General features: G+C 64.1%; 15 protein-coding genes. 9 read left to right on the top strand and 6 right to left on the bottom strand.

Features of this window, described 5'->3' with window-relative positions; genetic code table 11:
- Positions 1–36 precede the first annotated feature (36 nt).
- The gene (locus tag VMV82_07530; GenBank protein HUY41403.1) at positions 37–342 is read right to left on the bottom strand and encodes a helix-turn-helix transcriptional regulator; all 306 of its coding nucleotides are present in this window, start codon (positions 340–342) and stop codon (positions 37–39) included.
- Positions 343–1,274: 932 nt separating this feature from the next.
- Here VMV82_07530 and VMV82_07525 point away from each other — a divergent pair.
- The 3 genes from VMV82_07525 to VMV82_07515 are packed head-to-tail and all read left to right on the top strand — an operon-like array spanning position 1,275 to position 5,442.
- Entirely contained in the window at positions 1,275–2,960 is a 1,686-nt protein-coding gene (locus VMV82_07525; protein ID HUY41402.1) for a hypothetical protein, read from the top strand.
- Between the two features lie 20 nt (positions 2,961–2,980).
- Complete coding sequence (locus tag VMV82_07520; protein HUY41401.1) at positions 2,981–3,925, top strand: hypothetical protein; 945 nt, start codon at positions 2,981–2,983, stop codon at positions 3,923–3,925.
- Between the two features lie 59 nt (positions 3,926–3,984).
- Positions 3,985–5,442, top strand: coding sequence for a secretin N-terminal domain-containing protein (locus VMV82_07515; protein HUY41400.1), 1,458 nt, complete (start codon positions 3,985–3,987; stop codon positions 5,440–5,442).
- 137 nt (positions 5,443–5,579) lie between these two features.
- On the opposite strand, the gene acnA is transcribed toward VMV82_07515, so the two are convergent.
- From acnA to VMV82_07500, 3 genes are read right to left on the bottom strand one after another with little or no spacing between them, the layout of a single operon-like run.
- Entirely contained in the window at positions 5,580–8,360 is a 2,781-nt protein-coding gene (acnA, locus tag VMV82_07510) for an aconitate hydratase AcnA (GenBank protein HUY41399.1), read from the bottom strand.
- Positions 8,357–9,529 (bottom strand): HRDC domain-containing protein, encoded by a 1,173-nt coding sequence (locus VMV82_07505; protein HUY41398.1) that lies wholly within the window; start codon positions 9,527–9,529, stop codon positions 8,357–8,359. The genes acnA and VMV82_07505 overlap by 4 nt, the downstream gene beginning before the upstream one ends.
- Entirely contained in the window at positions 9,526–10,167 is a 642-nt protein-coding gene (locus tag VMV82_07500) for a VTT domain-containing protein (protein HUY41397.1), read from the bottom strand. The genes VMV82_07505 and VMV82_07500 overlap by 4 nt, the downstream gene beginning before the upstream one ends.
- A gap of 12 nt (positions 10,168–10,179) precedes the next feature.
- On the opposite strand from VMV82_07500, the gene VMV82_07495 reads away from it, so the two are divergent.
- Entirely contained in the window at positions 10,180–10,578 is a 399-nt protein-coding gene (locus VMV82_07495; GenBank protein ID HUY41396.1) for a vitamin K epoxide reductase family protein, read from the top strand.
- 225 nt (positions 10,579–10,803) lie between these two features.
- Here the strand turns inward: VMV82_07495 and VMV82_07490 are convergent, their stop codons facing one another.
- A complete protein-coding gene (locus tag VMV82_07490; GenBank protein ID HUY41395.1) occupies positions 10,804–11,271 on the bottom strand; it encodes an RpiB/LacA/LacB family sugar-phosphate isomerase in 468 nt (155 codons plus the stop codon).
- 20 nt (positions 11,272–11,291) lie between these two features.
- Between VMV82_07490 and VMV82_07485 the strand changes: the two genes are divergently transcribed.
- Together VMV82_07485 and VMV82_07480 are read left to right on the top strand one after the other, a co-directional pair.
- Positions 11,292–11,933 (top strand): NUDIX hydrolase, encoded by a 642-nt coding sequence (locus VMV82_07485; GenBank protein HUY41394.1) that lies wholly within the window; start codon positions 11,292–11,294, stop codon positions 11,931–11,933.
- A complete protein-coding gene (locus tag VMV82_07480) occupies positions 11,927–12,892 on the top strand; it encodes an MBL fold metallo-hydrolase (protein ID HUY41393.1) in 966 nt (321 codons plus the stop codon). Before VMV82_07485 ends, VMV82_07480 begins: the two co-directional genes overlap by 7 nt.
- Here the strand turns inward: VMV82_07480 and VMV82_07475 are convergent.
- Entirely contained in the window at positions 12,860–13,855 is a 996-nt protein-coding gene (locus VMV82_07475) for a zinc-binding dehydrogenase (protein ID HUY41392.1), read from the bottom strand. The genes VMV82_07480 and VMV82_07475 overlap by 33 nt on opposite strands.
- 66 nt (positions 13,856–13,921) lie before the next feature.
- Here VMV82_07475 and VMV82_07470 point away from each other — a divergent pair, with 66 nt between their 5' ends.
- The 3 genes from VMV82_07470 to VMV82_07460 form a co-directional block, all read left to right on the top strand.
- Complete coding sequence (locus tag VMV82_07470) at positions 13,922–14,176, top strand: hypothetical protein (protein HUY41391.1); 255 nt, start codon at positions 13,922–13,924, stop codon at positions 14,174–14,176.
- The gene (locus tag VMV82_07465) at positions 14,173–14,409 is read left to right on the top strand and encodes a BolA/IbaG family iron-sulfur metabolism protein (GenBank protein HUY41390.1); all 237 of its coding nucleotides are present in this window, start codon (positions 14,173–14,175) and stop codon (positions 14,407–14,409) included. Before VMV82_07470 ends, VMV82_07465 begins: the two co-directional genes overlap by 4 nt.
- Before the next feature lies 1 nt (position 14,410).
- On the top strand, positions 14,411–14,755 hold a 345-nt coding region (locus VMV82_07460), incomplete at its 3' end, for a glutaredoxin domain-containing protein (protein ID HUY41389.1).

The following is a 14,755-nucleotide window of genomic DNA, read 5'->3' as shown; positions in this document are numbered from 1 at the left end:
AGAGGCACGACGCGAGCGCGAGGGTGAAGGGGCTATTCACCCGGCATCGTCCGGCGAGCCTGCGCTCGCGTCTTGACTTTGGAGCACGTCGGCGAACGAAAGGCCGAACTTCGCCATCAGTTCCAAGCGTCCGTTAACGCGGAAGTGGGCGAATATTCTTCTCAGGTGTGCTTTCACGGTACCCACAGCTACGTCCAGTTCGCGCGCGATGCGCTCGTTGTGGTAACCCTTGAGGACGAGACGAAAAACTTCGCTTTCGCGGTGAGTGAGGCCGCGGACGCGGTCTGAGTTGGCGCGCTCTGGAAGCGCTGAAACTGCCGTCACCTGAGCCGGCTGCTCCATTTGTAGCACACCTTCGGGGGGGGGGTATCCCCTCCCCTGCCCCCAATTCCGCCTCGCCGCGGTCGCCTTGCGGTTCTGACCCCGCAACGCCGCCCAAATTCTATGCCATCCGGCCTAGGCGATTGCGCGTAAGCCGAAGGGCATAGGCGATTGGAAGAATAGCGCGCGCCTCCGCGTTCCGCTAGACTTTCAGGCGGAGGGCATTCCATGAAGTTCTTTGCGCCTGTCGTGGTTCTAGCGTATTTTCTCGGTGCATCGGCAGCGCCAGCGGCGGCGAGGCACATGATCTATCCACGATTCACGCATACGCACGTGACGAAGGCGTACTTGTACGTCGACGCCGCCGAAAGAATCATGGAGGATATCCGTCTCGGCTCGCAAGGCGCACACGGAGCGAGGGCAATCAACGGCCGCAGCCTCCAATCGCCGAGCACGAGCGAAACCTTGACCGTCAGGCGTGCGCTGGCACGACCGGCGCGCCTCAGCGCACATGCCTGGCGCAGCCTTCCGCGGCCCAAGCCGTTTTTCGGAAACATCGCGGCACCACGAGGCAATAGGTTCGTCCGAATGCCTCTCGGTGCGCGGCATACAATTAGCGCATCGCCCGCGACTCCAGCTCCGACTGCAAACCAGATCATAATCCAGGAAATCGGCATGGGTCGCTACGACGACCAAGACTGCACGCTGTATCCGTACGTCTTCACTTTTTACTATGACGCTACGACCGGTGTCCTCTCATCGGAGGCGGCGATACTCGCGACGCCAGTGCAGAGCAGCGCCGCCAATCTCCCGCGGAGCATGAGCGCATGTTGAGGAAGACGAAAACGACCCTTGTACTCAGCACGCTCGCGGTTGTGCTCGCGGCCTGCAACGTCGACTCGCTCCTGAATATACTCTTCCCACCCCAGCCGAAGCAATTCGCAGGCAGCTTCGTGACGCTTGCCATCGACAACTACGCGAACCCCGCGATCGATCTGGGAGACCCCTACAGCGTCCAGCACGGATATGACCCCATAGGCGACGTAGACAATTTTGCACGCGAAATGAAGGGCAATACATTTACCGATTGGGCGCAGCTCGCTCGTCTTACCGATGCGCAAGTCTGTGCGACCTCTTTCCAGGCGTACCAGCAGAGCGCGGACGTCTTATTCTACCGCGGCCACGGCTGGGTCGGGATCGACGATCTCTATGGCTTCAACACGGGTGGCTACGGACCGGACCAACAATGGTGGGGCGTGGGTGACAATGGAGGACTTACCGCTGAGAACGGGGGGACCGTTGGCTGTGCCGGAACCACGGGCTATACGGGATTGAGCTTTCCGATTCAAGGCAGGCTAAAGTGGATATTCGATCCGGGCTCCGACACCGTCGCAGCGCCGAGCGGCGTGGACCCGGCGAATCCCCAGTGGACGGCGGACTGGCGATCGATCTTCGGTGGCTCGCTGCACGGGCTGTACGGGGCTTGGCAATCACCGGGGTCATGCACGGCTCAAGGCACAAGCACGCGGAACTGCGACTTCACGAACTCGCCGACAGCTCTTGACTTTTCGCTACTCATCGTACCGGGTGAACTCAACGGCACTCAGGTGGAGGGACAGGATATCCACGACGCATGGGTTTGCGCCTTCATGGACGCCGGGCAGGATGGCCGCTGGGCGATATGGGAGGATGCATCGGCGCGAAACGATATCATCAGCGGCCCGGGTGACGGGAGCGCCCCTCCGTCCTACACCTCGTTCTTAAGCGGCAGCATCATATTCTACTATCCGGCCAATCCGAACGGCTACAACGTGCAAAGCGTTACAGTTGCGCCCACTACTTTCGCGCTCAATCCCCAGTCGGTGACGAACGAATCATGGAACGCACGGTCGCTGGCACAGCAGTACGAGTCGCAAGCCGTCTCTCCCGTTGTCAACTCCGATAACGGGTCGACCTACGTCTCGAAGACGAACTGGGGAGGGGTGCAATACAATTATGGCCAGTCGGGCGCGGTGATGTACGTTGGGCCAAAGCCGCGCGATCCGATTGCTTTTTCTCAGAGTACGGCGCTGCAAGCTGCGGAAACCTACATCAGCAGCACCCTCGGAATGCCATCGGATGCTGTGCTGTATTCTGTTCTCCAGTTCTGGGCGTATTCTCCCTCGACGGGCGCCGCGGTCAACGATGGCTACGAATTCATCTGGCACCACGCGGACAGTTCGGTTGCGGGGTACGACGGGATCAAGGTCGTGGTCGCGGATCGTCATCTTACAACGAAGACGTGCGTACAATGGATTTACAATGATCCGCCGATAAAGCCTGTATGCGAGCAATGGCAAGTGACCACCAGCGATACGCCATACATCTCCTCTGCCTTTCGCCTGTGGCGCTCGTTCACGGGTACGAACTCGAATATCCAACCCGCGGGAACAACCTCTATTGATGCCATAACCGCCGCAAGCGCACTGCCTGCAGGCGCAAACATCACAGCCTATCAGCCTGGGCTGTGGATGCCCGACGCTAACGCCTCTTCAAGTGAAGGCGCTCGGTCCGCCTGGATATTCACGATCGGAGGGCGCGAACAAATTGCGGTCGACGCCTATACCGGGCAGATACTGGGATCGACGACGGAACAATGAGGCTGAGAAATCTGTGGCTTGTGGCGCTGCTGGGCGTTGTCGCTGGCGCATCGCCGTCCGGTGCGGCCGTTCCAGCCTCGGATGTATGGAGCAAATTGGCAATTGCAGCACGAGAACATCGCAATGCCGTTTACAATGTCGTCATGGATAATGAAGCGGCGGCTGCGCTCGATACGGCGGCGCTCGCGCTGACAACCGCCGCAGCCTGTAAGGATGCCTACCTCGCACCGGGCATAAGGGTCTTCGTCAGCGACCTCTCCTTCTTAGGGCTACGCCGGCCCGACGCAGGGTTTGGCCAGAACTGTCGCTTTCTTGATCGTCGCTCGAAGGGCGAACCCACGGTCAAAGCCATCGGCACCTTCAACGACGCGTGGCTCTATGTGGGACCCGTCGCTCCTACGTCTCCGGCGCCCTTCTACGGCTATGGCCCCAGGTACAGCGTTCCAACGATGCGGCTGAGTGCGCTCACCATGATTGAAAACGTTGCCGGCATCATGGTGATCGAACTGCACTGCCGCGATGCTCGTTACGGTTTCTTGCTCTTTCCCGGAACGCCATCACTTGGGTCTGTCCGCAACGTCGTCGAGCAACTAGTCGCAATTCCGGGGGCTGGAGACATGTACCGACTGAGGAATCTGCGCGAAGTGCGACTCCAACTGCCCGTGTTCGCATTAACGACTACCATCGGGACCTCAGTGATCCGGGCAACGCGCCGGGTTCCGCTGGAGCAGACGTCGGTCATCCGTGTCAACGAGCATGGTGTGGGGCGGGCCTGGGACTGGCCTCCGCTGACCAACGCCGCTTTTTCTCCGACGAATTGCCCGAGGCGCGAGGCGATGGAAGGCAATTGCCCGCCGGTTACCGCGTCGTTCAACCATCCGTTCTATTTCGCAATCGTCTACTGGAGCGCGCACGCGCTGCTCTTCGTAGGTTACGTCGCGCACCCGACGCTGAATGCTGAGTAGTGCCCGCGAAGCACCCGTGGACAGGGCGATGGCTCCCGGCGGCATGCGTAACCGTCGCGATGGCCGTCCTTGCCTCAGGCTCCGCCGACGCGCGTGCGATTCTGAGTTCCGTACGAGAAATAGCATCGGTCAGCAGCGCGCGCGTCGTGATGTTCTTTCCCGGCGGTGTTCCGGCCGGCTGGCACTTGGAGGGCTCCGGTACGGACAGCGTCACTGCCGTGTTACCAGAGACGGCGAAGGGAATCGACTTCACGTCGGCACCGGCGATTCGAAGCAGCCCAGTCGAGTCGATCGCGATAGCAAGCGCAAATCGCGCTCTGAGGGTTTTATTTCGGCTTACCGGCGCTGAGCCGGTCACGACTCAAGCCCTTCCATCGGCGCTCGTGTTGCTCATCGGCTCGCAACCCAGGGCCGTAGCGCAGGCAGCGGTGCCGGCGGCTCCCACTGCGCCGCTAGCCGCGTTGAGCTACACGGTGATACCGCTGAAGTACGCGGACGTCAGCGAGATCGCCGACATCCTGGTGCAGGGACAACAACTGCAGCCGACCGATAATTTTCACCCCTCGGGCTCGATGTTCTCGCTCCCGACTTCGGGCTTGGGAATGGGAGGAGCGACCGGGGCAAACGATATGTCAGTCGGGGTTGCCGCATCAGCCCGTGCCGAACGCGTCACAGACACGATCGCCGTCGACCGCCGCCTCAATGCGCTCATCTTGTCTGGGCCACCCGATGAGATCGCATCGATAAAATCGCTGGTTTCTCAGATCGATGTTCCGCTGGACAGCGTGATGCTCGATTGCCAGATCGTTGAGCTAACCGAGTCATCGGCACACGACCTTGGGCTCGATCTAGCGGCTGGCGCAGGCGGCCCCATTGCGCAGGCAAGCGTAGTGTTTGGAAACACCGCCGGTGCCTTGACCGGCGGCACCGGGAACACGCAGACGGCCGTGTCGCTCGAAGGCCAGCTCTACGCGACCATCGCCCACGGTGGAGGCAAGATTCTCGCGACGCCGCGGATACTCGCGCTCGACGGAACGCCGGCCCAAATCCTTGCGGGCGATGCGATTCCGATCATTCAGTCGACGATCTATCCCGGTTCCACGGCCATAACGCAGGTCTCAACCACATACGTAACCGTCGGAATCAACCTCCAGATACTCCCACGGATCAGCGGAGACAATCAGGTTCTTTCCTATATTTACGCGGAAGTTTCCAGCGTCGCCGCATACGTTCCGACGCCCGAGGGGAACGTACCCCAAATCAGTCTGCGTCGCGCAAGCACTGAAGCGTTGGTACAGGACGGCAGCCCGTTCGTGATCGCCGGGTTGCTGCAGGACAACGAGATCAGGAATATGTCCAAGCTCCCGATCCTCGGCGACCTGCCCATCATCGGTGGATTGTTTCGCGTGCGGCGCGATTCGACCGCGCGGACCAATCTCTACATCGTGGTGACGCCGCATATCATCAGACAACGCACGGACGCGGCCCCAAGCGTCACGGCTTCGCCACACCCCTAAGCGGCGGACCCGATTGTCGTGGCACCGAGCAACCGACCCTTGGCGTACAGCGGCCGATGCTCCGCAAAGGCTTGTGGCGCAAGGGGTTGCGCGACGCACCGATACATGCAAGCGCGTTTGCAAAGAGCGCTACCGAATCACCGCCGGCTCATGAGTTGCCGGAGCATGTACTGCAAGATACCGCCGTGGCGGTAGTACTCGGCTTCGTCGGGAGTATCGATGCGCAGCCGGACGTCGAACGTGCACGATTGACCGCTGTGTGGATGCGTCGTGGTGACGTTTACGGTCATGCGCGGTGAGATGCCGCGTTCGATCCCGGTGATGTCGTACAGCTCTTCTCCGGTGAGACCGTAGGCGTCGCGGTTCGCTTCATCGAGATATTCGAGCGGCAGGATACCCATACCGATGAGATTGCTGCGATGGATGCGCTCGAACGACTCGGCGATGACGGCCTTGATGCCGAGCAGATACGGGCCTTTCGCAGCCCAGTCCCGCGACGAGCCCGAGCCGTACTCCTTTCCCGCGAGCACGATGAGCGGCGTACCGCCCGCGCGGTACTTCATCGCCGCGTCATAGATCGTCATCTGGTCGCCGGTCGGAAGGTAGCGCGTCATGCCGCCTTCGACGCCCGGTACGAGCAGATTGCGCAGTCGCACGTTCGCAAACGTACCGCGCACCATCACCTCGTGGTTTCCGCGCCGCGCGCCGTACGAGTTGAAATCCTTCTGCTCGATCCCGCGTTCCATGAGGTACGTGCCGGCAGGACTGGTGCGCGCGATATTTCCCGCCGGAGAGATATGGTCCGTCGTGACCGAATCTCCGAGCATCGCCAAGACGCGCGCGTTTCTGACGTCGGCGGTCGCGGGCGGCTCGGCTTGCATACCGTCGAAGTAGGGCGGTCGTTTCACGTACTCGGACGCCGGGTCCCATGAGAAGCGCTCGCTCTTGCCGACGGGAATCTTCGCCCAGTTCTCGTCGCCTTTGAAAACGTCGGCGTAACGCCGCTTGAACATTTGGTCCGTAATGCACGCGGTCACGGTCTGCGCGATCTCCTCGTTGCTCGGCCAGATGTCGCGCAAGTACACCGGCCCTTCCCTCCCGATGCCTAGCGGCTCCGTCGTGAGATCGACGTCCATTCGCCCCGCCAGCGCGTACGCGACGACGAGCGGCGGCGACGCAAGATAGTTCGCGCGCACTTGAGGGTGGATGCGCCCTTCGAAGTTCCTGTTACCGGAGAGCACCGCCGCGACGATGAGATCGTGCTCTTCGACTTTGTCGGCAACCTCTGCAGGCAGCGGGCCCGAGTTGCCGATGCACGTCGTGCATCCGTAGCCGACGAGATCGAAGCCGAGCGCGTCCAGGTACTGTTGTAAACCGGCTTTGGTGAGGTAGTCGGTGACGACTTGCGACCCCGGTGCGAGCGACGTCTTGACCCATGGTTTCGTCTGCAAGCCGCGCTCGACCGCGTTGCGCGCGAGAAGCCCCGCGCCGATCAGCACCGAGGGGTTGGAGGTGTTCGTACAGCTGGTGATCGCGGCGATCACCACGGCGCCGTCGGAGACATCCTTCGCCGCCTCTTCCGGAACGCTCTGCCCGTCGGCGTCGGCTTCGATCTCCCCGATGGCCGCCGTCTGCCCGCCGCCTTCGCCCTCGAACCTTCCGACCGCGTTGCCGTTGCCGTTACGCGCTTTCGACAATTCGGCCATTGCCGTCGCGAAGGCGCGCTTCGCGTCACGCAGCGGCACGCGGTCCTGCGGGCGGCGCGGGCCGGCGATATTCGGCTCGACGCTGGAGAGGTCGAGCTCCAGCACGTCGCTGTAGTGCGGATCGGGCGTCGCATCCGTGCGGAAAAGACTCTGCGCCTTCGCGTATGCTTCGACGAGCGCCACGTGCTCCGGCGAACGCCCGGTGAAGCGAAGGTACTCGAGCGTGCGATCGTCGATAGGAAACATCGAGACCGTGCAGCCGAACTCCGGCGACATATTTCCGATCGTCACCCGATCCGCAACGGGCATCGAGCTCAATCCTCTACCGAAGAACTCGACGAACGTTCCCACGACGCCGCGCTTGCGCAGCATCTGCGTTACGGTCAGGACGAGATCCGTCGCGGTGACGCCTTCGCGCAGCGCTCCGTCGAGCCGCACGCCGACGACGCGCGGGATAAGCATCGTGACGGGCTGGCCGAGCATCGCCGCCTCCGCTTCAATGCCGCCGACGCCCCATGCCAGCACGCCGAGTCCGTCGACCATCGTCGTGTGCGAATCCGTCCCAACCAGCGTATCGGGATAGGCGAGAGCCCCCGAAGGATCGGCCGTAAGCCCGCCACCACCCTCACCGAAGACCACACGCGCGAGATACTCGATGTTGACCTGGTGCACGATGCCGGTGTCGGGCGGCACGACGCGAAATCCCGATAGCGCAGCCTGGCCCCACTTGAGAAATGCGTACCGCTCGCGATTGCGCTCGAGCTCGAGCGCAGCGTTCTTCGCGAATGCTTCCGGGCCGCGGAAGAAGTCGACCTGCACGGAGTGATCGATCACGAGTTCGACCGGCTGCAGCGGATTGATCGTTTTCGCATCGCCGCCCATCGCCGATATGGCGTCGCGCATCGCAGCCAGATCGACGACGCAGGGAACGCCGGTGAAATCTTGCAGCAGAACGCGCGCCGGCCGAAACGCGATCTCGCGGTCCAGCGGCGCCGGAGTCCAGAGCGCCAGCGCTTCGACGTCGTCGCGCTTCACGGTCCTGCCGTCCTCGTAGCGGAGCAGGTTTTCCAGAAGGATCTTGATCGAATACGGAAGCCGCGCGAGATTCGTCAGTCCCGCTTCTTCGAGCGCCGCTAAGCGGAAGTAGCGATAGCGTCGATCTCCAACCGCTAGCGTTGCGGCTGCGCCAAAACTCCCGACCTGTTCGCTCATCGCACCCGTATGTTCGGGTCACCGTCGGCGTAGCCTTCGACGACGATCGAGGCCTCGCCCCAAAGCAGCCGCTGCAGCGGCTGCTCGACGAGTTCCAATCGCCACGCCGAGAGGTTCAGCGCCTCTTCGAGGGCGCGCGCGTCGCGCGGAAGCTCGCGCGATACGCGTTCGAGCGACGCACGAGGAACGAGAAGACTCGGCGCGAGATCGTGCCTGCGTGCGATCTCGCCGACGACGATGCTCATGAGCGCAGCGAGCGTGTCGCGCGCGGTCCCGAGCGGACGGCTCGGCCGTTCGGGAAGTTCTTCCTCGGGCAGCGCCGCCGCCGCAGCGACAGCCTCGAGAATCGCCGCCCCGTGCTGCCGGCGCGCGGCCGCATCCAAACGACGCAGTTGCGCGAGGTCGTCGGCGCTCGTGGGGCGTAGCGTTGCCAACCCCGCAAGCACGTCGTCGGGAATGATGTAGCGTGGAGGAACGTCGCGCCGCCGCGCAAACCCGTCGCGCATCTTCACGAGCGCGCTCAACACTGCAAGCTCGCGCCGGCTCATCCGCGATGCACCGGGTATGCGCAGATACGCGCGCCGCTCGTCGATTCGATAGCGCTCGAGTTGACCGAGCTGCGCGCACTCCTCGCGCACCCACTCGAGACGCCCCGCCGAACGCAACCGCTCGACGAGCGCGTCCTGCATCGGCAAGAGATGAGCGACGTCATCGACCAAATACTCGATTTGACGCGGCGAGAGCGGGCGCGCGCCCCAATCGCTGACGGTCTGCGACTTTGCAAGCCGGACGTCGCGCAGATCGCGCACGAGCTCCGCGAGCGACACCTGCATGCCGTAGCCGAGAAACGCCGCCGCCACTTGCGTGTCGAAGACGCGCTCCGGCACGCGGTCGAAGCGGTCGGCAAAGATCTTGAGATCGGACGAGAGCGCGTGGCCGACGACCTCGGTCTGTGTCAGCGCCTCCGCCAGCGGTTGCAGGTGCACGACGGCGATGGGATCGACGATCGCGACCCCGTCGTCGAACGCGAGCTGCACCACCATCAGCCGCGGCGCGTAGGTGCGCTCCGCGTGGAACTCGGTGTCGAGCGCGATGCGAGACGCGTCGCGTACGCGCCGGCAGAGCTCGTCGAGCGCGTGCGCGCTCGCGACCATCGCGACGTCCGTCACGGCTGGCTCGTCGGTGGAACGCGATGCCTGAAGTGGAAGTTGAAATGCGGGTGATGGTGCTCGAGATACGTGCGCGCGCGCGCTTCGTAGCGGTGCACGTAGATCGTTACTTGATTGCCGAAGATCGAAAGGATCGCGCATACGGGAATAGCGACGGCACACATCGTCCAGACGTGCACCCACACCGGAACGCGAAAGGTTGCGGCGGTTGCCGTTGCGACCGTTCCGCCGAATCCCGGAATGATGCGCACCGCGATGAGGAAGCCCGGGGAACCGACGGGGAAGCGCTTGACCCACGCAGGCAACCGCTGCAAGTAGGAGTCGAGATCGAGCAGACGCGATGCGTGCCGATTGATCCAGTAGCCGAGCAACCCCGCGAGGACGAGCCCGATGGCATCGATGATGGTCCCCCGAATGGGTCCAAAGATCGCTCCATTCATGACCGCGAGCGCGTCGGTGACCGAGAACGGTGCAGATGCGACCAGCGCGAAGACGCCGATCGCCAAGGGGACGGCAAAGGGGTAGTAGGAGCGGATCAGATGCTCGACGAGCGGTTGATAGCGGATGACGACGACCGCGAGCACGAAAGAGGCGCCGAGGAGCGCTATGGCGGCTAGCCGCCTAACGGCAGTACTCAAAGGGAGCGCGGTTTGATCGTCGAGGTGCTGGTCACGGTACTCTGCGGAGTTGGTCTCTACGCATCGCTTTTCATGCTGGAAAAGGCTCGACAGGCCGCGCGAGGCAGGCTCGCAGAGCCGAGCGTGGTCCAAACGCCCCGTGCCCACCTCTTCGGGCGCGTCTCGAACGCGTTGCTCGGCGCATGGTACTATCCGGCGGCCGCCGTCGCGGTATGGCTGCCGCTGCGTCCGGAGCTTTCGCTGTTGGTCTTCGCTCTCGTCGTTCTCGCAGGGGGAACGTCGGTCGTGCTTGCGTACTCGCTGCTGTTCGTCACTCGCCGATCGTGCGCGTACTGCTGGACATCGCATGCGATCAACTGGTCGCTTGTCGTCTTGTGGGCGGTCCACGCGTGGCACGCCGGGAGCCGGTAGCCCCTTGCGAGTCCGGCCGGGCTTTGCTACGATGCAGCAATCTTGAGTGGGCGAGGAAAACTTCGCGTTACCACCCGGGAGAGCGTGCCGAGTGTGCGACAGAAAGCCGCGGCCCGGTAACGGCAGATGACCAGAGGCTACGCGTGTGCGCAGCCTCTCTGCTTTTTATCTCGCCTCCGCTCGCCGGTCCGAGCTTCCTCGACGCAACGCGACACCCCTCGCTCGTTAGGACCTCCTCGGCTTTTCGGATAATTGTTCGTCCCACGATTTGAGGGTGGCGATCGCGTGTTTATCTTTGCCGTCTTCGGCCGGTGCGGCGGAAAACCAGGCGGCGAGGATCTCGTCGGCGAGCGCGGGCGTAATCGAGCGGATCGAGAGCGCGAGGACGTTGGCGTCGTTCCAGACACGCGCCCCGCGAGCCGTCTCCGCATCGCCGCAAAGCGCCGCGCGTGCGCCGCGTACTTTGTTCGCGGCGATCGAGACGCCGGTTCCAGTCCAGCAGCAGACGATGCCGCTCGCGCAGGCGCCGCGCGCGACCGCCTCACCGACGCCTCTGCCGACGCTCGGCCAGTCGGCCTGCGCGCTCGGGTCGAGTGCGCCGAAGAACACGAGATCGTCGCCGCGCCCGCGCAGCCGCTGCTCGAGCGCGTCGGTCAGCTCGCAGCGCAGGTCGCTTCCAAGGGCGATACGCATCGAAGGAGTATTCGCCGGGAATGAGTGTACGCCCGGCGTCCACCGTGATGCTGGTACGAGAGGCAAGCGCGCGCGGAATCGAGGTCTTCATGCTGCGGCGCAGCGAGAAGAGCGCGTTTGCTCCCAACGTCTACGTCTTCCCCGGCGGCACGGTCGATGCGACCGACCGGGATGCCGGCGCACGCACGAGCCATGAAGAGCTGCGCCGGCTCTTTCGGATGGACTCGCCGCCGGGTCGCGACCTTCAAGCGGGCCTCGTCGCCGCAGCGCGGCGCGAACTCTTGGAAGAGGCGGGAGTCCGGCTGCCGGGCGCAGAGCCGCTGGAGCTCTTCTCGCGCTGGATCACGCCCACGGCCATCACGCCACGGTACGACGTCTTCTTCTTCGTCGCGCGAATGCCCGAAGGGCAGACGCCCGTGGCGGATGCGACGGAGACGCACGACGGGCTCTGGCTGACCCCGGCGGATGCGCTCGCGCGCAGTGACGCGGGAGACCTTCGGATGATCTATCCGACGCGCAAGCACCTCGAGCGACTGCGCGGCTTTCCCGGCGTCGCCGAGCTGCTCGCCTTCGCGCGCACGAAACCCATTCTCACGGTGCTGGCCGAGGGCACCGAGCGCGACGGCTTCGCATTGCCGCGTGCGCTCGAGGGCGGATGGTGAGCCCGATCGCAGACGACGCGCACGTCACGCTCGTGCGCGCACCGAATCCGTCGCCGATGACGCTCACCGGAACGAACTCCTATCTGTTGGACTGCGGCGCTGGGACGGCGCTCGTCATCGATCCCGGACCGCCGCTTGAGCGCCACGTTCGCGCGCTGCTCGACGCGGCCGCTCGCCGGCAGCTCGCCGTTGCCGCCATCGCGATCACGCACGGTCATCCGGATCACGCGCCCGCTGCCGCGCTGCTCTCGCGCGCGACCGGGGCCGCGATCTACGCGCATCCGCGATCCGCGGTAGCGCACGATCGCGATCTCCCGCTCGACGGCGCGCTACGCGTCGGCGAGCGCGAGCTGCACGTAATGGACGCTCCCGGCCACACCTTCGATCACGTGGTCTTCTACGATCCCACGGCGCTCACGCTCTTCACCGGAGACGTGATCTTAGGCGAAGGGACCGTCGTCATAGCACCGCCGGGCGGTGCTATGCGGCCGTATCAGCGCACGCTCGAGCGCCTCGCGCGCGAGTTCCCGCAGGCGCGCACGATTCGCGGCGGACACGGCCCGCTCGTGGCCGACGCTCAGGCGAAGATCGCGGAGTACGTCGCGCACCGGAAATGGCGCGAAGCACAGCTTCTCGACATCCTTTCGCACGGGCCGCAAACAATCCCCGAGCTCGTCGAGCGCATCTACGCCGACACGCAGACGGCGCTTTGGCCGGCGGCCGCGCGCCAGCTGATGGCGTATCTCGAAGCCCTGACGGAAGAAGGCCGCGTCGTCGCATCGCCGGTCGAGAGGCCGCTCAACGCGCCGGAGTCTGCGATGCTCAACCCCGACTGGGCCTCGCTCGTCGAAGCCGAGCTCGCTATCGTGATCGAAGCGGAGCTCGGAACGGCGCATCGCATCGAGCGCCTCGACCGCTACGCACTCTCACCACGAGAGCACGATCTTGCCGAACTGTGACGCGTCGTCCATGCGCCGCATGGCCGCGACGATCTCCGTCATCGAGAAGACGCGGTCTACCGCGGGCCTGAGGCCGCTATCGAACAGGGCGAGCATCGCGCTGAAATCCTGTGGGCTGCCCATCGTCGATCCGAAGATCGAGAGCTCGTTCCAAAAGAGCGGAAAGAGTTTGACGTTCGCCTCGGGATGCGTACCGCCGTAGAGCACGATGCGGCCACCGGGTCGCACGACGCCGAGCAGCTTCGAGAGCGTCTCACCGCCCGATGAATCCACGACGAGATCCACCGGACCGGCCGCGCGTGCTTCCTTTTCCCATGCCGAGTTCTCCGCGTAGTTCAGCGCAACGTCGGCTCCGAGCGCGCGTGCCCGTTCGAGCTTCTCGCTGCTGCTGGAGGTTGCGATGACGCGCGCACCGGCCTGCTTTGCAAAGAGAACGACGAACGTCTGCACGCCGCCGCCGGCTCCCGGAACCAGGACGGTCTCTCCGCGCGCGAGCTTGCCGCGCGTGAAGAGGGCACGATATGCGGTGAGCCCTCCGAGCGGAATCGCTGCCGCCTCTTCGAACGAAAGGCCGGCGGGCTTCGGATAGACGTTTACCGCCGGAACGCAGACGTATTGCGCAAACGTTCCGGCGTGCGGCATTCCGAGAATCGACGAGGCCGGCGAGCGCAGCGCGGGATCGTCGCCCCAGTCGAGCATCGGATCGACGACGATCTCGCTGCCCGTGCGAAGGCCCGTAACGCCGGCGCCGAGCGCGGCGATCTCGCCGGATCCGTCGCTGCCGAGCAATGCCGGCAGCGCGATCTTCGGATAGAGGCCGCGCGTGACGAAGAGATCGCGATGATTCAGCGCCGCTGCACGGATGCGAACGAGAACCTCTCCCGCTGCCGGCGCGGGTGTCGGAACCTCCTCGAGGATAAGCCGTTCGGGGCCGCCGAGTTCGCGAAGGAGCACCGCACGCATGGCCGACCGGTACGACGCGGCGCACGCCAGGCCTTCGCCACCGCCGCGCCGTACGAGCCATTCCCTATGAAAAAGCGCGGCCGCATTCTGAAGGCGATCTTTCGAGGAATCGCGCGTGTTCAGGAGAGCTTCGAGATCCACATCGGCCCGATCCACGCACGCGGCGTTCCCGCCATTCTGGTCGGCGTCACCGGCATCGTTGCCGCCTCCGGCGTGGCCGCGATGCTTGCGAGAAGCGCCGAGCGCCTTCCTGAAACGCTGCGCGAAGCACGCGAGTTGTCGGAGTCGCTGCGAGGCACGCGCCCGCCGCTCAACCCGTGATCGACAACGACGCGCTCGCTGCGCTGATCCGGCGGGACATCCCCGATGCCGAGGTCGAGATCGTCGATCGCACCGGCACGATGGATCATTTCAACGTCACCGTTCGGTCCGGGGCTTTCAGAGGCAGGTCCCTCATCCAACAACATCAGCTGGTCTACGGGGCGCTGCGAGGCGCTCTGCGCGATGGCCGAGTGCATGCCGTCGAGCTCAAGACCGTCCCCAGGGAGGAATGACATGCAGCAAGAGATTCGCGACGAGATCGCCCGCGAGATCGGCGCCAACAAGATCCTCGTCTATGGTAAGGGCACGAAGGAGGCGCCGCGGTGCGGATTCACCCTCGAAACGATCGAGTTCTTCGACCGCTTCGGTTACCCGTTCGAAGTGGTCGACGTGCTCGAGAACGTGCCCAAACGCGAGGTACTGGCCGCGATGACGGACTGGCCGACGCTGCCCAAAGTCTTCATCGACGGGACGTTCTACGGCGATACCGACGTGCTCGGACCGATGGCCGAAAGCGGCGAGCTGCACGCCTTGCTCGAGAAGAGCTTCGGCACTGCGCCGCAACCCAAAACAACGATC

This window comes from Candidatus Dormiibacterota bacterium, from assembly GCA_035532035.1.
GTDB lineage: Bacteria > Vulcanimicrobiota > Vulcanimicrobiia > Vulcanimicrobiales > Vulcanimicrobiaceae > Tyrphobacter.
This window is presented reverse-complemented; position numbering and strand designations above follow the sequence as displayed.